Origin of the sequence: Rossellomorea aquimaris (assembly GCF_008180865.1) — a bacterium.
Lineage (GTDB): Bacteria > Bacillota > Bacilli > Bacillales > Bacillaceae_B > Rossellomorea > Rossellomorea yichunensis.
The window spans coordinates 92963-114499 of the sequence record NZ_VTEX01000004.1 but is presented as its reverse complement, the minus strand read 5'-3'; the positions used below and the strand labels follow the sequence as shown (position 1 = coordinate 114499).

The 21537-nt window shown below is 42.5% G+C and carries 21 protein-coding genes and 1 other annotated feature; of the genes, 16 read left to right on the top strand and 5 right to left on the bottom strand.

Annotated features, from left to right (window positions below; genetic code table 11):
- Window positions 1-32 precede the first annotated feature (32 nt).
- The 9 genes from FZC88_RS15895 to FZC88_RS15855 all read left to right on the top strand — a co-directional run bounded on the left by FZC88_RS15895 (window position 33) and on the right by FZC88_RS15855 (window position 9402).
- On the top strand, window positions 33-1157 hold the full coding sequence (locus FZC88_RS15895; RefSeq protein WP_148995604.1) for a tripeptidase T: 1125 nt from the start codon (window positions 33-35) through the stop codon (window positions 1155-1157).
- 288 nt (window positions 1158-1445) lie between these two features.
- Window positions 1446-1916 carry a chemotaxis protein CheW gene (locus FZC88_RS15890; RefSeq protein WP_148995603.1) on the top strand — a complete coding sequence of 157 codons (471 nt, stop codon included), beginning with the start codon at window positions 1446-1448 and terminating at the stop codon, window positions 1914-1916.
- A 21-nt stretch (window positions 1917-1937) separates the two neighbouring features.
- Window positions 1938-3191, top strand: a complete 1254-nt coding sequence (locus FZC88_RS15885) for a DNA polymerase IV (RefSeq protein WP_148969550.1) — start codon at window positions 1938-1940, stop codon at window positions 3189-3191.
- 199 nt (window positions 3192-3390) lie between these two features.
- Window positions 3391-4797 (top strand): NADP-dependent phosphogluconate dehydrogenase, encoded by a 1407-nt coding sequence (gene gndA, locus FZC88_RS15880; protein ID WP_148995602.1) that lies wholly within the window; start codon window positions 3391-3393, stop codon window positions 4795-4797.
- Between the two features lie 843 nt (window positions 4798-5640).
- The gene (locus tag FZC88_RS15875; protein ID WP_148995601.1) at window positions 5641-6204 is read left to right on the top strand and encodes a GNAT family N-acetyltransferase; all 564 of its coding nucleotides are present in this window, start codon (window positions 5641-5643) and stop codon (window positions 6202-6204) included.
- Window positions 6205-6250: 46 nt separating this feature from the next.
- The gene (locus FZC88_RS15870) at window positions 6251-7273 is read left to right on the top strand and encodes a serine hydrolase domain-containing protein (RefSeq protein ID WP_148995600.1); all 1023 of its coding nucleotides are present in this window, start codon (window positions 6251-6253) and stop codon (window positions 7271-7273) included.
- A gap of 19 nt (window positions 7274-7292) precedes the next feature.
- Window positions 7293-7772 carry a GNAT family N-acetyltransferase gene (locus FZC88_RS15865; protein ID WP_148995599.1) on the top strand — a complete coding sequence of 160 codons (480 nt, stop codon included), beginning with the start codon at window positions 7293-7295 and terminating at the stop codon, window positions 7770-7772.
- A 98-nt stretch (window positions 7773-7870) separates the two neighbouring features.
- A complete protein-coding gene (locus FZC88_RS15860) occupies window positions 7871-8431 on the top strand; it encodes an ATP-binding protein (protein WP_148969546.1) in 561 nt (186 codons plus the stop codon).
- 158 nt (window positions 8432-8589) lie between these two features.
- Entirely contained in the window at window positions 8590-9402 is an 813-nt protein-coding gene (locus FZC88_RS15855; protein WP_262371948.1) for a DUF2935 domain-containing protein, read from the top strand.
- Window positions 9403-9585: 183 nt separating this feature from the next.
- On the opposite strand, the gene FZC88_RS15850 is transcribed toward FZC88_RS15855, so the two are convergent.
- Window positions 9586-10206 (bottom strand): cyclase family protein, encoded by a 621-nt coding sequence (locus FZC88_RS15850; protein WP_148969544.1) that lies wholly within the window; start codon window positions 10204-10206, stop codon window positions 9586-9588.
- A gap of 16 nt (window positions 10207-10222) precedes the next feature.
- Complete coding sequence (gene zwf, locus FZC88_RS15845) at window positions 10223-11731, bottom strand: glucose-6-phosphate dehydrogenase (RefSeq protein WP_148995597.1); 1509 nt, start codon at window positions 11729-11731, stop codon at window positions 10223-10225.
- Window positions 11732-12038: 307 nt separating this feature from the next.
- Here zwf and rnz point away from each other — a divergent pair, with 307 nt between their 5' ends.
- From rnz to FZC88_RS15830, 3 genes are read left to right on the top strand one after another with little or no spacing between them, the layout of a single operon-like run.
- Window positions 12039-12965: a ribonuclease Z gene (gene rnz, locus FZC88_RS15840; RefSeq protein WP_148995596.1), complete on the top strand. Its 927-nt coding sequence runs from the start codon at window positions 12039-12041 to the stop codon at window positions 12963-12965.
- 10 nt (window positions 12966-12975) lie between these two features.
- Window positions 12976-13515 carry a histidine phosphatase family protein gene (locus FZC88_RS15835; RefSeq protein WP_148995595.1) on the top strand — a complete coding sequence of 180 codons (540 nt, stop codon included), beginning with the start codon at window positions 12976-12978 and terminating at the stop codon, window positions 13513-13515.
- A gap of 25 nt (window positions 13516-13540) precedes the next feature.
- On the top strand, window positions 13541-14296 hold the full coding sequence (locus FZC88_RS15830; RefSeq protein ID WP_148995594.1) for a GNAT family N-acetyltransferase: 756 nt from the start codon (window positions 13541-13543) through the stop codon (window positions 14294-14296).
- A gap of 56 nt (window positions 14297-14352) precedes the next feature.
- Here the strand turns inward: FZC88_RS15830 and namA are convergent, their stop codons facing one another.
- From namA to proC, 3 genes are all read right to left on the bottom strand, one after another.
- Window positions 14353-15369 carry an NADPH dehydrogenase NamA gene (gene namA / locus FZC88_RS15825; protein ID WP_148969539.1) on the bottom strand — a complete coding sequence of 339 codons (1017 nt, stop codon included), beginning with the start codon at window positions 15367-15369 and terminating at the stop codon, window positions 14353-14355.
- Window positions 15370-15468: 99 nt separating this feature from the next.
- Window positions 15469-16620, bottom strand: a complete 1152-nt coding sequence (locus FZC88_RS15820) for a glycosyltransferase family 2 protein (RefSeq protein WP_148995593.1) — start codon at window positions 16618-16620, stop codon at window positions 15469-15471.
- 73 nt (window positions 16621-16693) lie between these two features.
- The gene (gene proC, locus FZC88_RS15815) at window positions 16694-17512 is read right to left on the bottom strand and encodes a pyrroline-5-carboxylate reductase (protein ID WP_148969537.1); all 819 of its coding nucleotides are present in this window, start codon (window positions 17510-17512) and stop codon (window positions 16694-16696) included.
- A gap of 51 nt (window positions 17513-17563) precedes the next feature.
- Window positions 17564-17786, bottom strand: a binding site (T-box leader).
- A 256-nt stretch (window positions 17787-18042) separates the two neighbouring features.
- Between proC and FZC88_RS15810 the strand changes: the two genes are divergently transcribed.
- The 4 genes from FZC88_RS15810 (at window position 18043) to FZC88_RS15795 (ending at window position 21530) form a co-directional block, all read left to right on the top strand.
- The gene (locus tag FZC88_RS15810; protein ID WP_148995592.1) at window positions 18043-19002 is read left to right on the top strand and encodes an MBL fold metallo-hydrolase; all 960 of its coding nucleotides are present in this window, start codon (window positions 18043-18045) and stop codon (window positions 19000-19002) included.
- A 16-nt stretch (window positions 19003-19018) separates the two neighbouring features.
- Window positions 19019-19813: an SDR family NAD(P)-dependent oxidoreductase gene (locus FZC88_RS15805; RefSeq protein ID WP_148995591.1), complete on the top strand. Its 795-nt coding sequence runs from the start codon at window positions 19019-19021 to the stop codon at window positions 19811-19813.
- Window positions 19814-19862: 49 nt separating this feature from the next.
- Entirely contained in the window at window positions 19863-20387 is a 525-nt protein-coding gene (locus FZC88_RS15800) for a DUF3221 domain-containing protein (RefSeq protein ID WP_148969534.1), read from the top strand.
- Window positions 20388-20678: 291 nt separating this feature from the next.
- Window positions 20679-21530, top strand: coding sequence for a GRP family sugar transporter (locus tag FZC88_RS15795; RefSeq protein WP_148995861.1), 852 nt, complete (start codon window positions 20679-20681; stop codon window positions 21528-21530).
- The last annotated feature ends 7 nt before the right edge of the window (window positions 21531-21537 follow it).

Below are 21537 nucleotides of genomic sequence, written 5' to 3'. Positions count from 1 at the left end.
GAAGTGAATACATAATTGTGGAGGTCGACTAAATGATTAATCATGAACGTTTATTGAATGAATTCCTGGAATTGGTCCAAATCGATTCTGAAACGAGAGAAGAAGCAGAAATCGCCAAAGTATTAACACAAAAATTCTCTGATCTTGGCGTAGAGGTATTTGAAGATGACACGATGGGGGAAACGGGCCATGGTGCCGGAAACCTGATCTGTACGCTGAAAGGGAATAAAGAAGGCGTAGATACCATCTACTTCACTTCTCATATGGATACAGTTGTCCCTGCAAAAGGGGTTAAGCCGACGCTTAAAGATGATGGCTATATTTACTCTGACGGCACGACCATTCTTGGAGCCGATGATAAAGCGGGACTTGCAACGATGCTTGAATCTGTTCGGGTACTTAAAGAGAACAATATCTCTCACGGTGATATTCAGTTCATCATTACGGTAGGGGAAGAATCAGGATTAGTCGGAGCGAAAGCACTGGATTCTTCTCTAGTAAAAGCGAAATACGGTTTCGCCCTTGATAGTGATGGGAAAGTCGGTAATATCATCGTTGCCGCTCCTACACAAGCGAAAGTGAAAGCAACGATATATGGGAAAACAGCACATGCCGGTGTAGCTCCTGAAAAAGGCGTATCTGCCATCACGATAGCGGCTAAAGCGATTTCCAAAATGCCACTCGGCCGCATCGATGAAGAAACGACAGCAAACATCGGACGCTTCGAAGGTGGGAAAGCAACGAATATCGTATGTGAACAAGCGGATATTCTTGCAGAAGCACGCTCACTCGTCCCTGAAAAAATGGAAGCTCAAGTAGAGAAGATGAAATCTGCATTCGAATCCGTAGCAGAAGAAATGGGTGGAAAAGCAGAAGTTGAAGTACAGGTGATGTATCCAGGCTTCAAGTTCAAAGACGGTGACGAAGTAGTCGAAGTGGCAAAACGCGCAGCGAAGAAAATCGGTCGTCCAAGCGAGCTTCTTACAAGCGGAGGTGGAAGTGACGCCAACGTCATCGCAGGTTTCGGAGTGCCGACAGTCAACTTGGCAGTAGGATATGAAGAAATTCATACGAAGAGCGAAAGAATGCCTGTTGAAGAACTGAACAAGCTCTCTGAAATGGTTGTAGCGATCATTCAGGAAGTAGCGGGGGAATAGCCGCCGGAGCTGACAAATAGAAAAGCGAAGGCGGCTTGCTCAGAGGCGACAAGCATAAGACGAACCTGCCGGAAAGGCGTACTTTGCCTTTTTGGCAGGTTTGACTTATGACCTCGAGCCTCTAGCCGCCGGAGCCAGACAGATCATCTAATCATCCAAATGTCCATGAACCGAAGTTCATCCTTCGTTCGTGGACATTTTCTTCTTTCAAAACCAGCACTCAACCTTTCTAAAATATGGTACATTAGAAGTATACATATCAGAAGTTTTAAGAGGGGACGTTATACAATGCCGAAAGTAGTTGTTTTTCATGCTGGAAAAGAAGAATATGCTCTACCGATTGAGAACGTAGTTTCGATTGAAAAAGTGGAAGAAGTGAGAGCCATCCCTCATCTGCCTTCATTTGTCCTGGGACTTGTAAAGGTCAGGGGAGAGCTGATCCCTGTCCTTGATTTAGCAAATATCCTTTATGACACGAATGCAGGTGAAGAAACAGGAATGTTTCTTCTCGTCGTTCACACAGAAACAATGCAGATCGGTTTGGTCGTAAAGGAAGCGAAAGAAATTCTCCAAGTACCGAATGACTCCTTTACAAACGTAGGTTTACTTGCGTATTCAAAAACAAACTATTTCTCAGGAATCATCAATCTTGAAGATTCGTTCATCACCCAGATAGACCCCGATGTTTTAGTAGAGAGTCTAGAAGGTATTAGAGAGATAAAGGATTACGTGAACGAGCAAAAAACCCATCAAAATTAGACAAAGAAAGCCGCGATTTAAATGAACTCACATTATCCAAAAAACGGACGAGTGATCCTTCATGTTGATATGAATAGCTTCTATGCCTCTGTTGAAATGGCTTTTGACCCAACATTGAGGGGCAAACCATTAGCTATTGCCGGGAATCCCCAGGAGAGAAGAGGCATTATCGTGACATGCAGCTACGAAGCGAGAAGCTTCGGAGTGAAAACGACAATGCCTCTTTGGGAAGCCAAAAAACTGTGCCCTGGGCTCATTATCATGACGCCTAACTTTGACCGTTACCGTGCAGCCTCGAAAGGAATATTTGATATCCTCAGACAATATTCAGAATTAGTGGAGCCCGTCTCGATTGATGAGGGATATCTGGATATCACGGCCTCCTATGAAAAAGGCACCCCTTTACAAATTGCGTCAGACATTCAATCCCAAATTAAAAGTCAACTCGATCTTCCCTGCAGCATCGGGGTGGCCCCCAACAAATTCCTGGCCAAAACCGCCTCAGATATGAAAAAGCCTATGGGAATCACCGTATTAAGAAAGCGAGATATCCCTGAAAAGCTCTGGCCCCTTCCTGTCATCGAAATGCACGGCATTGGACAGAAGACCGCAGAAAAGCTCAATTCGTTTGGTATTCATACCTGCCATGATCTCGCTCATGCCAATGATATACAGCTGAAATCACTGCTTGGAATCAATGGTCTTCGTCTCAAAGAACGCGCCAACGGGATCGATAGGCGAAGCGTGGACCCTGATTCGATCTATGATTATAAAAGCGTTGGAAACTCCACTACTTTACCAAAGGATACAACGAACCAACACGAGCTATTAATGGTTGTAGAGAAACTATGTGCAAAAGTGTCATCACGCCTGCAGCAGAAAGACGTTCTGGGGATGACCATCCAGCTCATGATCAGGGATAAATTCAGAAAAACCATTACGAGAAGCAAGAAGCTGGAAAATCCGATATATAAAAAAGAAGATCTATTTCATTATGCCAAAGACATATTGTTGAAGCACTGGGATGGAGATCCCGTAAGACTTTTGGGTGTCACCGCCCAGGATATAGTGGAAAAAAGTGAAGCAACCGAACAACTGGACCTGTTCTCTTATAGAAAGGTTGCAGAAAAGGAACCACTTTACAACGTTTTATCACAGCTTCAGGAAAAGTTCGGGAAAGATTCAATCTCCCAGGGAATTAAAGGGAAGAACAAGAAGAAAACCTTTGACTCCAAACAGGACACAAGCTTCAACAAAGATTTTCTAAGGGAATGACCCAGGAAGAAGGAGGACACCTTAAGGTAGATAGCGAACACTTCAAACGGATTATTTGCATCACCACACTATTCTTGTTAGATTGAAATAGAGTTCGAAAACAGGCTTTAAAAAATTGGTCAACTAGGTTTTCCTACATAATGTTGATAGTTTACAAAGAAAAAACCCAGTATTCTATAAACGAAAGGATGTTAATGGCATGTCTCAAGAAATTGGTGTTATCGGTCTAGCCGTAATGGGCAAAAACTTAGCTTGGAATATTGAGAGCAGAGGGTACTCTGTTTCTGTATATAATCGTTCCCGTGAAAAAACAGATGAAATGGTAAGCGAATCTAAAGGAAAGAATGTCGTTCCTACATATACGATTGAAGAATTCGTTAATTCCCTAGAAAAGCCTAGAAAGATCCTTTTGATGGTGAAAGCAGGAAATCCAACTGATGCAACCATTGAACAATTAAAGCCGTTCCTGGAAAAAGGGGACATTCTGATTGACGGAGGAAATACGTTCTTCGAAGATACGCGCCGCCGCAATCACGAATTAAGCGAATTAGGCATTCATTTCATCGGAACGGGTGTCTCCGGTGGAGAAGAAGGTGCCCTTACTGGTCCTTCCATCATGCCTGGTGGACAGAAGGAAGCGTACGACCTTGTCGCCCCTATCCTGAAAGACATTGCAGCGAAAGTCGATGGAGACCCTTGTACGACGTATATTGGTCCTGATGGCGCAGGTCACTATGTGAAAATGGTGCACAACGGCATCGAGTACGGGGATATGCAGCTGATTGCAGAATCGTACTTCCTGATGAAAAATGTCCTGGGCTTAAGTGCCAAGGAACTGCATGAAGTGTTTGCAGACTGGAATAAAGGCGAGCTTGATAGCTATCTCATCGAAATCACAGCAGATATCTTCACGAAGAATGACGAAGATACAGGAAAGCCCATGGTGGATGTCATCCTGGACAAAGCCGGACAAAAGGGTACAGGAAAATGGACAAGCCAGAGTGCGTTAGATCTTGGTGTTTCCTTACCGATCATAACTGAGTCGGTCTTTGCCCGTTTTATTTCATCCATTAAAGATGAGCGAGTGAAGGCAAGCAAAATGCTAAAAGGACCTGACACGATATCATTCCAAGGCGATAAAAAAGCGTTGGTTGAATCAATCCGTAAAGCTCTTTACATGAGCAAGATTTGTTCTTATGCTCAAGGCTTCGCGCAAATGCGCTCTGCATCTGATGAGTACAAATGGGATCTTCAATACGGGGATATCGCAATGATCTTCCGGGGAGGATGCATCATCCGCGCTCAATTCCTGCAAAAGATTAAAGAAGCTTACGACCGTGAATCGAATCTTTCAAACCTTCTATTAGATCCTTATTTCAAAGAGATCGTAGAAAGTTACCAATACGCACTCCGCGAAGTCATCAGCGTAGCCGTCCAAAATGGTGTACCGGTACCCGGCTTCTCTGCGGCACTGTCTTACTACGATAGCTACCGTACAGAAACCCTGCCTGCAAACCTGATCCAGGCTCAGCGTGATTACTTCGGTGCCCATACGTACGAGCGCGTGGACAAAGAAGGTACTTTCCATACTGAGTGGATGAAATAATCGAATGAGTAAAGCCCCTTTCCTTTTAGGAGAGGGGTTTTTATTTTTGAAATGCTCTTTTTCACAAAGATTGTTGTTTTCAAAAAAAGTCTGCTCCGGCTCTGTCAATTAGTATGTGCTGGATGGTGAGGGGAACTGCTTCGCTTGCAGCTAGCGTTCGGCCGAGCCTCCTCAGCTTAGCCGAACGGGGTCTCGGCACGACCGTACTACCGCAGGAGTCTACGCAGTTCCCCTCACCATCTATAAATTTCGTGACAGAGCTTAAAACTGACAAATACAATCTATAGAAAACCGATCCCTGCACTCTTTACAAGAGGCAATATACCGTGGGAGAAAAAAAGGTTTTCTAGATAAGGTTGTTATTCAATCTTATTTTTAGTCATTCAAGGAAAGGATATAGGCGATCATGACGATAAACGATAAACATTTTGATCCATATGCCTAAGGGCTCCATATTTGGATTAACATTAGGAGATTTCTTTGTGTGTCTATCAATACTTATAAGGAGTAAGAATGTAGTAGCACAGAGTAGATTGTAGCGGAAAGGAACGACCCTGTTTTCACAATACCATTCATTCAAAAGAGATAAATTTACTTTTTTGGAATCTGCGCATAAATCAGAGGAAGAGACCCTAAAGGAGAGACGAGAAGAAATGTTTACTAAAAGAGCTTTTGAAAAAATCCATAGAGAACATTAAAAGATATTAAATTATCTGAATTTTATCGTATGTAAGAGATAGGATGTGTTACCATAATATTGCATAAACGATAGGCTTGGAAAATGCTTAAGATATAAAAGAAAACAAAGGAATGAATTTTAGGTTAGTCAAGGAGTGATTTCCAGTGCCCGCCATTGAAATAAGAAGACCACGCATTGAAGACCAAGAAGAACTGATTCAATTTTTTTCTAAAGTCATTAAACATACCTTTTCCAAAGAAGGTTTAGAAGAGCTGCTTGATGACATCGAAAATGAAATAGAGATCAAGAAACAATACTTAAAAAGTGACTTGGACACCAATGGGACGAACCGATACTTTCTAATCGCTTTTGATAAGAACAATGCTGAAGTCATCGGAACGATTGAATACGGTCCAGCCAGTGAACTGATTACCACCTGCACAGATGGAGAAATAAAAGAGATGTATGAGATTGGAACAGTGTTTGTGCATCCCGATTATCAAGGACGTGGTGTAGCTACATTACTCCTAAACGTCATGTTCCTTACTTTTCTAAACAGGGGGATCCAGGAGTTCTGTTTGGACAGCGGGTACGCCAATGCCCAGAAGATATGGAAGCGGAAATTTGGTGAACCCCATTATTGGCTGAAGGATTATTGGGGTGATGGGGCTGATCATATGATCTGGAAGAAATCGATGTATGATGTTTCCATCAACTTTAGATGGTGAGTTTACTAGAGCTGGAACATATTTTAATAGAACGATGGAGGTTATGATGAAACCACAAATAATCAACATACAAAAATGCATGAAAGAATTTGGTGTAACGGGATTAAGCATGGCAACCATTGAGAGTGGTAGCATAAACAGCACAGTATGCTTCGGTTTACTCGAGACAGGAACAGATAAACGGGTGGAAAGTGATTCGACTTTCAGTGCTTGTTCAATCAGTAAATTTCTTACCTCCATGTTGGTCATGACTCTTGCGGAACAAGGCATTCTGGCTTTAGATGAGGATATTAATAAATTGCTAACATCATGGAAGGTCCCAATACATGGATATAATGGAAACGTTACCTTAAGACAATTACTTAGTCACCAATCGGGGGTTTCCGATCCTGAAGGTAGCTTCATTGAACTCAAATCGGAGTTCGGAACGCCGACGGTGGTGGACCTGTTAGAAGGAAAATCCCCTTATTGTAAGGTCCCGATTGAATTGAAATATCAACCTGAAGACGCCTTTCATTATTCCGATGCAGGCTTTTGTATCATACAACTGTTGATAGAAGATGTTACTGGGAACCCTTTTTCGAAAGTCATGAGCGAACATCTTTTTCAGCCATTACATATGGAAAATAGCACATTTGATCCTCCTTCTCAAAATGTCTCATGTGGTCATACGAATGAAGGAAACGTTGTGAATGACAAATATCCAATTTATCCGTATCCTGCTGCTTCGGGACTTTGGACAACGCCTTCAGATTTAGCACTTGTAGTGATTGAACTCATGCATGCGTTAAAAGGGGAAAGCAAACTCAATCTTTCGTCAAGTAACGCAGCCGAAATGATCCATCCACAAGGTGGTAAGGCATGGACCGGACTGGGGGTTTTCCTGGATCAAAACGACAAGGGGATCGAAATATCATCACTTGGGTGGGGCGTCGGTTTTCAATGTATGATGGTGGCCTATCCTCAATTGGAAAGGGGTTTGGTCATCATGACCAATACAGACTTAGGTGTTCATCAATTAGAAGGGATCATTGGTGACGTGTACAAGGCTTTTTTCATGATTGATTAACACAAAAGGGGGAATCAAATTGAAGTTTGTCTTAAGAGAAGCGACCTTAGACGATTACGAAAAAATAAAACTAATCCATAAAGAGGTTCACGATCTCCATGTTTCAGGAAGACCTGATCGTTACAAACCGACTGAACATACGTTGGATATGGGTTACTATAAGGGGTTGATTATGAACGATGATGCGGGAGTGTTTGTAATCGATCTTTACGATGAAATCATCGCCTTTACATTTTTAAGGAAGAACGAAACCCCTGACCGAGAAACTATAGTGAAAAAAGAATATGTCTTCATAGAGGACTTCGGAGTAACAGAAAAATATAAAGAAAAAGGATTAGGAAAACAATTGTTTACTAAAGCAGTAGAATTTACAAAGGACACAGGAGCCGAAAGCCTGGAGCTCGGTGTCTGGGAATTTAATGATACGGCTATTCAGTTTTATGAAGCAATGGGAATGAAGACACAGGCGAGAAAAATGGAAATCAGGGTACACGGATAAGGCACATGAAAATTATCGAGAGTGGGCTCTCTTAAAAATGGGAGCCTTCTTTATGGAATCTAAACATTGAGTTTAAACTATGAATTGGAGGTCCATTCATGACAAGACTAGTAATCATGACTGTTGGTAAAACCCATAGCGGAAAATCAACCTTCGCCAGGAGCCTGGAAGAGCAATTGTTGAATTCCATTGTGATCGACCAGGATGCCCATGCTGAATTCATCAACACCTTTTATAGAAGTCTGCTTCCAATGGAAGGGCCAAATACCCTTAAATATGCCGTCAGTCAAACCATTGTTGACTATGCCATGAATGAGACTTCTTTTCACCTCATCCTTTGCAATTCGAATCTGAGCCGCAGTGGACGGTTGAAGCTGTTGGAGCACTTCAAAGGGAAGGGATTTACCACCATCCTCATCCATTTGGATATCCCCGACCGGATTCTTCAAGCCAGAGTAGTAAACAGTGAGCGGAGTACAGCCATTTTCAGGAATGCTACCACCTTTGAAGAAGTCCTGAGCCGGCAACAGACTGACGCTTACTTCAAGGATGTAGCGGCGCCTGTGAAGGGAGAAGCTGATCATCTATATATCATCAGACATTCGGATGAAGTGCAGAATGTCATTGGGAAAATAATTGATGTAGCGCATAGAATATGACTCTTGGAATGATAAGACTTAGAAAAGCATGGTTCTTCAACTATTGATGGAATTAATAAACAATGCATTTTATTGTAAGCATGAAGGCCTCTTTCACTTAATAAAGTTAAGTATAGGAAGAAAGGGGTAGGTTCTATGGGATTTGAGAAGATTACACCCTGGCAGAACATGAATTTTGGTTGGGGATATTAAAAGATCATGCCTATTTTATTCGTGATTATTTAAGCCCCACAGAAGATAAATGGGTCAAGCATGCGGAATATTACATTGAGTGGTTTGGAAATGTTGAGGAGGAAATGAAGAAACTCCCAAGGAATTTGCCTCCTTCAGCTTCTGAAATGATTCAGCTTTCAGAATGGGCACAGGATGTCTCCTACCAATATTATACGTTCGAAGGCCATCTTCTACATTTACGCCTATTCAATCAGGTGAACTTAAATTTGTCCCCGAGCTACTTGAATGGGACATTGGCAGAGAATAGGGAATACTTACGAATTTTGAAGAGCTACATGAAAGGGAATGAGTATCAGTCACTTTCCCTTGTGAATTTATTGGATTTGTGGCTTGATGACCAGCGGGGACATGCGGCTTTGTTAATTGATATACTCGATAGCGCCGAAATTGATCTTATTGAAAGGGCGAGAGCTTTAATGGTCCAGTTTTCACAATTCATGGTGAAAAATGATATGTTCAAAGGTTATTTACACTTTACACAACCTGGTTTCCCGGCTCAAATCCGATTTGAGGAAGATGTTTCAATACAGGTTGTAGCTTTCATAAAGCTGGTCGAGGAAGTTCTTCAAATGTATGTGAAGGACGAAGTGCTGAATAATTCTACACTCCGGTTTCTTGAGCATCATTTCCCTGAAGCATGTTATTTCATGAAGAAGCTCTCGTATTATGCTCCTTTCATTCACTATCCGGATTGTAAGCTCACCAAACCTACATTACGGAATAACACAACAGCTTGAGGGATGAATCCCTCAAGCTGTTAGGCATCATTCTTAGAATTAAAAGACTGTTTTTGGCCTTACGTTAGGGAAGTTTAGAGATGACCGTTCTATCTTCGAAATGCTTGATCCTTTGTGTTAGATGGGTAGACCTCTAAATATGAAAAAGGACTCTCCAGGAAACTGGAGAGTCCTTTTAGGATTTTACCCTATCAATTCATCAAACAACAACACACGAGCAGGTGATGCATCGGTGTTTTCAATCTTTAGTGGAGCGGCAACCATGAAGTATTGGCCAGCTTCAATGTCTTTCAGTTGAAGTCCCTCCATGATGATGACTCCACTTCCCATTAAACTGCGGTGAGTAGGGTGTCCTTCCTGGGCTCTTTCAATACCAAGTGCATCGATTCCAACCCCTGAGATTTTCTTGTCTGCAAGGTACGCTGCTGCATCTTCTGCTACATAGACGAATTCAAAGTTGAATTCGGTATCCCATGAATTTTTTGTTTTAAAGAGGATGAAATCATTCTCTTCGATTTCTAATCCGTCAATATCTTTCAGGCTGATTTTCTCATCTACTTTTGTCAGATCGAATACTTTAACGGGACGAACGAGCTGTTCGATATCGATGGTTTCGATTGTTTCACCGTCGTTGATCATGTGAAGTGGAGCATCAACATGTGTTCCTGTATGAACATCCATTGAGATGCGCGACTCTGTTACATGACCATTCGTATTTGTGTCGATGGTAGGTTGTTTTTCCGGTTTGTTCTTATAAACCGGCATTCCGTTAAAGATTGGGGCTGTTACATCATAAATTTTCATTGTTTCCACACCTTCCTTAGCATTGGTCTACGTCTAGATTCGCAATTGGCCACCAGTAGAAGCCATCTTTAGCCAGCAGGTTGTCGGCTGCTTTCGGACCCATTGATCCTGCTTCGTAGTTCGGGAATTCTCCGTCACGTGTATGTTCCCATACTTCAGAAATCTTATCGACGAATGCCCAGGATAACTTCACTTCATCCCAATGAGTGAAGTTGGTTGCATCCCCGCGCAGGCAATCGAATAGAAGCTTTTCGTATGCTTCCGGCGTGTTCATCCCATCTACACTGGTGTTAGCAAAGTTTAACTTTACTGGAGTCGTTTCAATGTTTTGTCCGGATTTTTTCACGTTTAAGTGAAGGGTAATTCCTTCTTCAGGCTGAATGTGAATCACCAATAAATTCGGTGCAAGCGGCTTATCCGGATTGTAATACAGGTTCATTGGAATATCTTTGAATTGGATGACGATTTTCGTTGACTTTGTTTCCATTCTCTTTCCTGTGCGGATATAGAACGGAACCCCAGCCCAACGGAAGTTATCGATCATCAGTTTTCCTGCAACATAAGTCTCGGTATTGGATTGATCATCAACGTTGTCTGCTTCGCGATAACCCGGCAGATCCTGATTACCGGATGTACCAGATCCATATTGACCTCGCACGAAATAATCTTTCACTTCTTCATGTTCAAACGGACGCAGGGATCGTAATACACGAACTTTCTCGCTGCGGATTTCGTCTGTCGTCAATTTGATTGGGGGCTCCATGGCAAGTAGTGCAACCATTTGAAGCAGATGGTTTTGAACCATATCGCGAAGAGCTCCACTTTTTTCGTAATAGCGCCCACGATCTTCGACACCCAGCTCTTCAGAGGAAGTGACCTGGATATTGGAGATGTAACGGTTGTTCCATAAGGGTTCAAACATCGCATTCGCGAAGCGGATGACTTCGATGTTTTGAACCATTTCTTTCCCGAGATAGTGGTCGATACGGTAAATTTGATCCTCAGAGAACGATTCGCGGATCTGGCTATTCAGTTTTTCGGCTGAAGGCAGGTCGTGACCGAATGGTTTTTCGATGACCAGTCTTTGGAAACCGTTTGTATCGGTTACACCTTGATTCTTCAACTGCTCTGTAATCGTTCCGAAGAATTCAGGAGCCATCGCCAGGTAGAAAATGCGATTTCCTTCTAATTCATATGCTGCATCCAGTTCATCAGAAAGGTTTTTCAACTCTTTATACGAGTCACTGTTTGAAACATCATTCGGCTGATAGTAGAAATGAGAGACAAACTCATCTATGTTTTCGTTGCTGCCTAACGCTTTATGTACCGATGTTTTGACGTGTTCCTGGAACTCTTCATTCGACCATTCACGGCGTGCTACCCCTACAACGGCAAAACGCTTCGAAATTTTCCCTTTACGGAACAAGTGATAAAGAGATGGATAAAGCTTTCTTTTTGCTAAATCACCAGTGGCTCCAAAAATCGTAATGAGAGATGATGGTGTAGTTGAATTATTCAATGTCATGACCTCACTTTATCTTGTTGCTAGCTTGTTTGATGTATGTCTTCTTATTTAATATCCTATACAATTACTTAATTTTAAAGACTTATGGTTCAATTAGCAAATTATATGCTGATGACTTTCTTTATTAAAAACATGAAAACGTTTTATTCAAAATCTCTACGTCATTATATTGGCTTTAAATCACTTTCTTATTACTCATTTGTATTTCAGGGAGAGATAACGCGGTATGAACGATGGGAGAGAAAGGTAAATTATCGTTGGATGTGCTAAAATAATGGCAGTATGGCTCATCATAGGAGTGAATAAGTTGGAATTATTATTTTTGGGAACCGGGGCAGGAGTACCCGCTAAACTCCGGAATGTAACCAGTATTGCTTTGAAATTATTAGAAGAACGCGGTGCGGTTTGGCTTTTTGATTGTGGGGAAGCAACGCAGCATCAAATTTTACATACTAGCTTGAAACCGAGAAGAATAGAGAAGATTTTCATCACCCACTTACACGGGGATCATATTTATGGGCTGCCAGGATTATTAGGCAGCCGCTCCTTCCAAGGTGGAGAGTCCCGGCTTACGGTATATGGACCTAAGGGAATCAAAGAGTATATCCACGTGTCTCTATCTGTCAGCCGGACGCATCTTCAATATCCCCTTGAAGTGATTGAGATCGAGGAAGGGGCCATCTTTGAAGATGAAGGATTTATTGTAGAGGCGAGGGAGCTGGATCATGCTCTGCCTACTTTCGGATACCGTGTGGTTGAAAAAGATAAACCGGGTGTCCTTCAAGTTGATCAATTACAGGAAAGAGGTATTCAACCAGGACCGGTCTATAAGAAATTAAAATTGGGGGAAACCGTCCAGCTGGAAGACGGCCGAGAGGTTAATGGAGAGGATTTTCTTGGACCTTCGATTTCAGGACGGGTTGTCACGATTCTTGGAGACACCAGGGTTTGTTCAAATGCTGTCGATTTAGGAAGGTCAGCAGATGTACTCATTCATGAAGCGACTTTCAATCGGGATCAGGAGGAAATGGCTCGTGAGTATTTCCATTCGACGACAAAGCAAGCAGCAGAGACAGCTTTAGAAGCAGGGGCTAAATTGCTGTTTTTAACCCATATTTCCTCCCGATATGCAAAAGAGTCATGGGAAGAATTGGAGGGGGAAGCAAGGGACGTTTTTCCAGAATCATATATCGCAAAAGACTTCATGGAGTATGTAATACCTTTAAAGAAGTGAGGGGAAGCAAATGAAGACAATTTATTTGGTGCGCCATGCGAAAGCCGAGGGGCAGCCTTTTCATTCGCCGTTAACGGAAGTAGGGAAACAGCAAGCGGTCGAATTGGCTGCATTTTTGGAAAACCGATCGATTGAGGCGATTTATTCCAGTCCTTTTGTTAGAGCCATAGATACGATAGCACCCTTTGCCAAACAGTCCGGATTAACGATTCAAGAAGACGATCGCTTGGGAGAAAGAGTGTTAAGTGATCGGGAACTTCCTGATTGGATGGAAAAGTTAAAGGAGAGCTTTGATGACTTTTCACTTGTTTTACCTGGTGGAGAATCGAATGACCAGGCAATGGGGAGAGCAAGGTCTTTTATAGAAGACATTTTAGAAAAAGAAGAAGGTCATGTGGTGTGTGTGAGTCATGGAAACTTAACGACGCTGCTTTTGAGATTGTTTGATGAGAAATACGGATATGATGAGCTGTTTGCACTTTCCAATCCTGATGTATTTGTAGTAAAAGTCGAAGAAGATGCTGCATCTGTTCAACGGGTATGGGAGTAAGTTCATAGAGGAAAAGGGGAGTAAAATGAAGGAAATCACATTTGACCATATTTATAATCCAGGACAAGAAATAAGTGAGAATGATCACTATAAACATATTCATTTTCCAGAAATGTTAACAAGGTATGATAGTAATTTTCTTGAATTCAAAAAACATCCAACCCTGGCTGAATTTAAAGATGCTGCTCACTTTTTAAGAGAATATCATCAATCAAAAGGGCAAAAGCATGTGAAATTTTATTTTCCCCAAGATACAAAACTAACAGAGGAATTGATGGATTATTTTACAAGTGAAGGGTATGAATCAGGATTTAATGAACTATACAGTATAGAACCTGGTCAATTTCCTACTATAGACGATAATTCTGATATTGAAGTGAAAGCGGTGACCGACAGGGAATTGGATGCGTACCTGTCTTTTCAATATAGGCAGGATTTAGAGTACGGTGAAGCCTTTGCAAATCAAAAGGTCGGCATGCATAAGAAGAATTTTCAAAATCCCCGTTTGATGCAGGTCCTCGCTTTCAATAAAGGGACCCCGGCCGGATCCGTCGATGTGATCGTTGAAGACGAGACAGCAGAAATCGATGGACTCATGGTTCATGAATCGTTTCAAAAGAAGGGGATTGGGAGCAGACTGCAACAGTTCGTCATGAGACAATTCCCAGAAAAAACCGTGATACTGGTAGCGGATGGAGAGGGTACACCGAGATTGATGTATCAAAAACAAAACTACCGTTGTTTAGGGTTCAGGTATGAAGTTCAAAAAGTGTATGAATAAATAAGAGTTGCATGCCTGTTGGCATGCAACTCTCTTTAAGTCTGTCAAAACATTTCTTACCAGGCGCGATCGTACTGCTTAGGCGCTTCGATCTCTACACCAAGCTCCTTGGCCGCCGTTCTTGGCCAGTATGGGTCACGAAGTAATTCACGTGCGAGTAAGACGAGGTCGGCACGCTCGTTTCGCAGAATTTCTTCTGCTTGTATACCTGTCGTAATCAGCCCGACTGCACCTGTATCAATCTTCGCTTCTTTTTTAATGGTTTCAGCAAGCTTCACCTGATAACCAGGGAACACCGGAATCCGTGCTGGTACGACGGCACCGGAGCTTACATCGATCAAATCGACTCCTTGTTCCTTCATCCATTGGGCGAACACAACATAGTCTTCAACGTCCAATCCTTCTTCGTTATAGTCTTTCGCAGAAACACGTACAAGGAGAGGTCCGTCCCATATTTGTTGAATCCCATCAATGACTTCACGAAGGAATCGGTAGCGGTTCTCAGCAGATCCGCCATATTCGTCCGTACGTTTATTAGAAAGCGGGGACAGGAATTCGTTGATGAGATACCCATGTGCCCCGTGAATTTCAATCACATCAAAGCCCGCTTTCTTCGCTCTTTCGGCTCCTTTGATGAAGGCAGTGATGGTCTCTTTAATATCATTCGCCGTCATTTCGACGGGTGTTTTCATCTCATCGTTGAACGGGATTGCAGATGGAGCAAGAATGTCTCCTTCGAGAACGGCCTTTCTTCCTGCATGAGCAAGCTGAATGCCTGTCTTCGCACCGTGTTCTTTGATTAATCCCACTAATTCTCTTAATCCCTCAATATGCCCGTCATCCCAAATCCCTAAATCTTGCGGGGAGATTCTTCCTTGGGGAGTGACAGCTGTAGCTTCCTGAATGATGAGCCCGACGCCACCCACTGCACGGCTTGTATAGTGAGTACGATGCCAGTTCTCGACTTTTCCATCTTCGTTATGAGAAGAATACATGCACATAGGTGCCATTACAATTCTGTTCTTCAATTCTACATCTTTAAGTGAATATGGTTGAAATAGCTTTGCGTTCATTTCCGATCACCTTCCATGACGTTGTATTTATTTCGGGTTGCTAAACAGTGCTGCACATGAATTATAACAACACCTTTTTTGTTAGAAAAGAAATGTGCTTTACTTTCTTTTCTGCTTCAGTTCCTTATATGAATAAACCGTTCCACGCCACTCGATTCCGCCTCGTTTAAAGGTTAAAAACGTAGCTCGTCCGATGGAATAGATAAATAATAGGGATGTTACAGGTAATGCAAGAAATAGAAGGGGAGACTCATTTGTCATCTGCTTTATGACTTTGAAATACGTGATGCCAATGAATAAAATGATTAACATACTCACGATTCGAATTGGGGGTGACGCTGAAAAAATCGTGATAAAAGGGAGTACCGTAGAGCAGAAGACTCCAAACATGGCAAACACAACGAGAAGCAAGGAATAATGGAGGCCTGCAAATGTATTTTTTTCCAATCCGTTGAAGGCTTCTTTCAAGGATCGATACCATTCCACTTCCAGAGACTGAAGGGCCGTGAGGAAGAATTGTCTCTTATGGTGTTTTTTTATCTGGACCCCCAGCTGCAGATCATCATCGGGCATATGCTTAATTGCTTCGTGAGTACCGATTTCCTCATAAGCCGTCCGGGTGATGAGGTTGAAGGCTCCGATGCCCATACCTGTCTTAGAGGAGGGGTCGTTCGCTTTCCAGGGTCTCTTATAAAAAGAGAAACCGAATAAGAAAAAAGCCACAAAGCTTTTTAGCCAAAAGGAACCCGATCGAATATAAGGAGCCAGGGTAACGTGGTCCAGTTGCTGAGATTGTAGAAAGGACACCGCCCTGGATGAGATGGTGGGGTCTTTAAAGATGACGTCGGCATCGGTGAAAAGGATGAGATCTCCTTTTGCCATTTGATACCCTTTATATAATGCCTGATTTTTTCCCAGCCATCCCTGTTCCAGTGAGTCGATATGAAGGACACTGATTCGTTTATCCAGTTTGGCCAAAGCTTCAAGCTTTTCAGGAGTTCCATCTGATGAACGATCATTGACTACGATCCATTCAATTTGGTGATAGTTCTGTTTCAGCTGCGACAGTATGCTATCTGTTATCGTTTCTTCTTCGTTTCTCGCCGGTACGATGACAGACAGGAGTGGTCCTTGATTTGTATGGGAGAAGTCTTGAATGGAAGATAGCTTTGATACCCCCCTCCACACATCAATGGTAAGAACCAGCCAGACTGCAAGTACAGTGAAAAGTAGAATGAGTAGGAAAATCATTGTGCCGACCTTCTTTTTTGCTTTGATTGTATCAATGGAAATTTAAATTTGCGAATGATGATGGGTTTTCACCTTATTTCTTTAAAGATTGTTTTTTTAATTCCTTCCCAAGAACTTCAGAACGGCTTTTCGCAGATGAGACACATTGGAAAAACGCATCTCTAACCTGGTAATCTTCTAATGTGGTGATCCCCGCCTCAGTCGTTCCACCTGGACTGGTCACGTTTCTCCTTAATTCCCGGGCTTCCAAACCGGATTCTTCAAGCATTGCACTTGCCCCTGCTATCGTTTGGGTAACGAGGCTTTTAGCGAGTTCCTCCTGCAGACCTAACTCTACTGCCGCGTTCTTAAGTAATTCAGCTACATAATAAATATAAGCAGGGCCGCTGCCCGATAAAGCCGTTATAAGGTCTAATTTTTCTTCCTCTACTTCAACTGCTGTTCCGACGGATTGAAATAGTGTTGTCGTCCATTCTTTCTGGGAGTCAGAAAGGTACCGGTTGAACGATACTGCCGTAGCTGATTTTCCCATGGCCGCACTTGTATTGGGCATGGCTCTTGCAATGGCTCCGTTAAAGGAGAGTTTGTCGCTAATATGTTCCATGGTGATCCCTGCTAAAACAGAAATGACCAACGTATCCCTTGTAAGGTGGGTCCTAATAGAATCTGCTGCTTCATGAAAGTCTTTTGGCTTCATGGCCAGAATGACGACATCGTATGGGGAATCATGTTCCACATGACGCACACCGAACTTGTGCACGATTTCGTTTAAGCGCTCTTGGTTGGACCGATTGGTTACATGCACGTTTTCATTCTTCAGGACCCCGGCTTTCAGTGCTCCACTCATTAAAGCGTAAGCCATCGACCCTGCTCCTATAAACAATGTCTTCATTCGTTCATTCCTCCTCCATTTTTTTGAAAAAAATAGCAGACCCTCTCATCCATAAAGGACGAAAGGGTCTGCTTCCGTGGTACCACCTTGTTTTGTTCATTCCTTAATGGTTGAAATGAACACACTTCACTTCCAAGTAACGCTGGAAAAACGTTCTGCTTTAAGACGCTCAAAAGGCAGGTTCACAAATAGAGGGGATGACGGTGCCTTTCAGCCGGTGAGCACCGATCTCTAACATCATCTATTCATTACTATTCTTTATCATCGCTTTTTCAATTATTGTTATGTAAGGTGACTTTTTAATAGTAAACGTATATTATAGGTGATTATCATAGAAAGACTGCTTATCTGTCAAGTGTTTATTTCAGTATATTCAATCATTTTAAAAATGACATTTGTTAGGAAAAAATGTACACTATTAAATGAAGGGTCATTCATTTTTTATTAATATCAAAGAAATGAATGCCTGAAAGGGAAGGGCATGTCGTTTTGGCTGCCTACCCTTTTATTATGAAGAATGTGGTGAATTTATGACAACCTTAGTGAATGATATTGCAAAAATTACTTTATCAACTCCATTTGCCGTTGGAGATGTGAATATTTATTTGGTGAAAGGGGACGCTTTGACATTGGTGGATGCAGGGCCGCTTACAGACACAGCCTGGGGACAGTTGACCGAGCAATTATCCCTTTTGGGGTATGCACCTCAAGATATAGAACAAATCGTTCTGACCCATCATCATCCCGATCACGCAGGGTTACTTGATCGGTTCTCTTCGACGGTCAAAATATATGGGCATCGCTATAACAAGTTTTGGTTGGATCGCAACGACCATTTTCATGAAGTGTATGATCGCTTTTTCCTTCAATTGGGTATTGAATCTGGTTTACCTCAAGAGTATCTTCGAGTAATCCATAAGTTCAAGAGTCCCCTGAAATATATGGGGAACCGAAAACTGGATATTCAAATTAAGGAAGGGGGCCTCATTCCCGGGATGGAAGACTGGACGATCATTGAAACGTTAGGGCATGCTCAGAGTCACTTGTCTTTTTACAGGGAGAGTGATGGTGTTCTGATAGCTGGAGATCATATACTTGCGAATATTTCCCCTAATCCTCTCATTGAACCACCTTTTGAAGGGGAGCTGGAACGTTCAAAGCCATTGCTGCAATACAATGTGTCTTTGAAAAAGTTATTGGATGTTCCCATTTCCCTTGCCTACACCGGTCATGGGGACAATATTACGGATGTTCATGGATTAATTCCCAGGAGATTAGGGAAACAGGATGAAAGAGCACGCGGTGTACTCGAAATGATCAAAGGTAACCGTCTGACCGTATTCGACATCTGTAAGACACTATTTCCTTCCGTCTATCAAAAGGAACTTGGCCTGACACTCTCTGAAACAATCGGACAATTGGATTATCTTGAATCACTTCATCACATAAAGAAAGAAATGCATGAAGGAATCTATTATTATTTTGCCTAGAAAGATGGGACCAGACATGAACAGAAGAATACAAGGAAAAACCATCGTCATTACCGGTGCCTCTGGAGGAATCGGGGAACAGATGGCCATTAAAGTAGCAGAAAACGGCGGCAATCTTGCCTTGATTGCACGTCGCGTGCATCTCCTTGAAGCATTAAAAGAAAAGCTCATGACCGAATACACTTGTAAGGTGGAAGTGTATCCGTTAAATGTAACGGATTACGACGAAATCCCACGCACCTTCAACACCATCCTTGAGGACTTCGGAGCGATTCATGCATTGATCAATAATGCAGGCTATGGAATATTCCAGGAAGCACACGAAACGTCATTCCAGGATGTAAAGGGAATGATGGATGTGAATGTTCTTGGACTTATGGCATGTACGGGGGAAGTCCTTCCTTATATGCGCCAACAAGGTTCTGGTCATATCATCAACATTGCCTCTCAGGCAGGTAAGTTCGCTTCACCAAAGTCCAGTGCGTACTCTGCCTCTAAGCATGCTGTACTGGGGTATACGAACAGTTTAAGGATGGAAGCGAAAAGGTACGGTGTGAGGGTGACTGCGGTGAATCCCGGGCCGATCGCCACAGACTTTTTCTCCATTGCCGATGAATCCGGGACGTATGTGAAGAATGTAGAAAAGTTTATGCTTAATCCGGCATATGTCGCTCAAAAAGTCGTGGAAGCCCTTTTTACAAATAGGAGGGAAATCAATCTGCCGCGATGGATGAATATGGGGAGCGTTATCTATCAAATATTTCCATCTTTTGTCGAAAAAGTAGGAAATAACCTTTTTTTCAAAAAATAGTGAAACCAAATCATGCTCTCATTCGTCTAATCTAATAAGGGGGGAGTCTATGAAGAAGTGTTTGACTGTTCTGATCCTTTGTTTCTGTTTTCTGTTTACCGGTTGTGGACCTTCAACCTCTGTAAATTCATCAAAAGCCAGCGCAAATTTCATAGGCTTTGTTACCCAGCTTGAAGGCAATCAAGTGCTTATTAATGATGTGTGGTTTTCATTCAGTGACCAAACCGTCTTGAAGACAGATAAAGATAAAAAATTGCATAAAGATGATATAGAGATGGGTAAAAAAGTGAATGTGACGTTTGACGGTGAGCTCCAGGAGTCCTACCCCCGCAGAGCTGACGCTGATCAATTGGTTTTTCTGACGGATCAACAAAGTAAAACCGAGGGAAGCGTCGTCAGATTAGTCGTAAAAGACCCCCGGTTTTCACAGGTCGTCATCCAGTCCATTGAAAAAAATCCCACCGGTTTATATTCATTACGATTCAAGGATCTTTCCATCGACAGAGATGTACACGTCATTGTGAATGTCGAGAATGAAAGAGTGATTGTGCCGATACATACCTCTACAAAATGAGAAATAAGAAAGCGTTGATTATAAATCAGCGCTTTCTTATTTTTGTTTTAAGACCTCTAATTTCTCTATTTTTGATTAAGGACGAAATGCCATATTGTATTCATTTGCCCATGTGCTTCTCTCCTCGCATGCTGATTATCCATATTTCCACCTCACCCCAGAGATTATACCGGACAAAATAAGGGTATGCATCAGAGAGTGGAAAAAGTAGGTTTTCCTGTCATGAATGGCTAGAATGTTCGTTTCAGAGGAAAACTATGATTATTGTTGGAAAAAGGATGTGGATGTATGATAGGGATTCTTTTAGCCCTGATCCCCGCAGTAGCATGGGGAAGCCTTGTGTTTGTAAGTGTAAAGCTTGGAGGGAATGCCTACAGTCAAACGGTTGGGATCACCATTGGGTCACTGTTGTTTGCGGTAGGGGTATTCTTTATCAAATCCCCGGAATTGACGTTATTTGTATGGGGAATCGGTTTCATTTCCGGCGTCTTCTGGGCAGTCGGTCAAGTCAATCAATTAGCGAGTGTAAAGTTCATCGGAGTTGCGAAAACCGTTCCGATTTCAACGGGAATGCAGCTGATCGGAACGACTCTCTTTGGCGTTTTAGTGTTTAAGGAATGGAAAACGACAGAAACGATCCTCCTTGGTAGCGGTGCCGTTTTAGCTCTGATCATTGGTGTGGTATTAACATCATTCACACAAAAATCCGAGGGAGACGAAGGGTCTCAACTGAAAAAGGGTCTACTCACTTTATTATTATCCAGTTGTGGATACATAGCCTATGTCGTCATTTTAAGATGGTTTGATATTAATGGATGGGAAGCGATTTTGCCCCAGGCGATTGGAATGTTTATCGGGGCGGTTGTCATTACGTTCAGGCATAAGCCCTTTACAAAATATACGGTACGAAATATCTTGACCGGTCTGATGTGGGCATCGGGGAATCTAGGCTTGCTGCTTGCGCTTCCACGCATCGGGGTGGCAACGAGCTTCTCCCTATCTCAAACAGGGATCGTCATTTCTACCCTTGGAGGTTTGTTTTTCTTAGGTGAAAAGAAATCCAGGAAGCAAATCCTTCTCGTCATTGCAGGGTGTGTTCTTATCATTATTGGCGGTGTTCTATTAGGCTTTACGAAAGATTAAGGAGGAA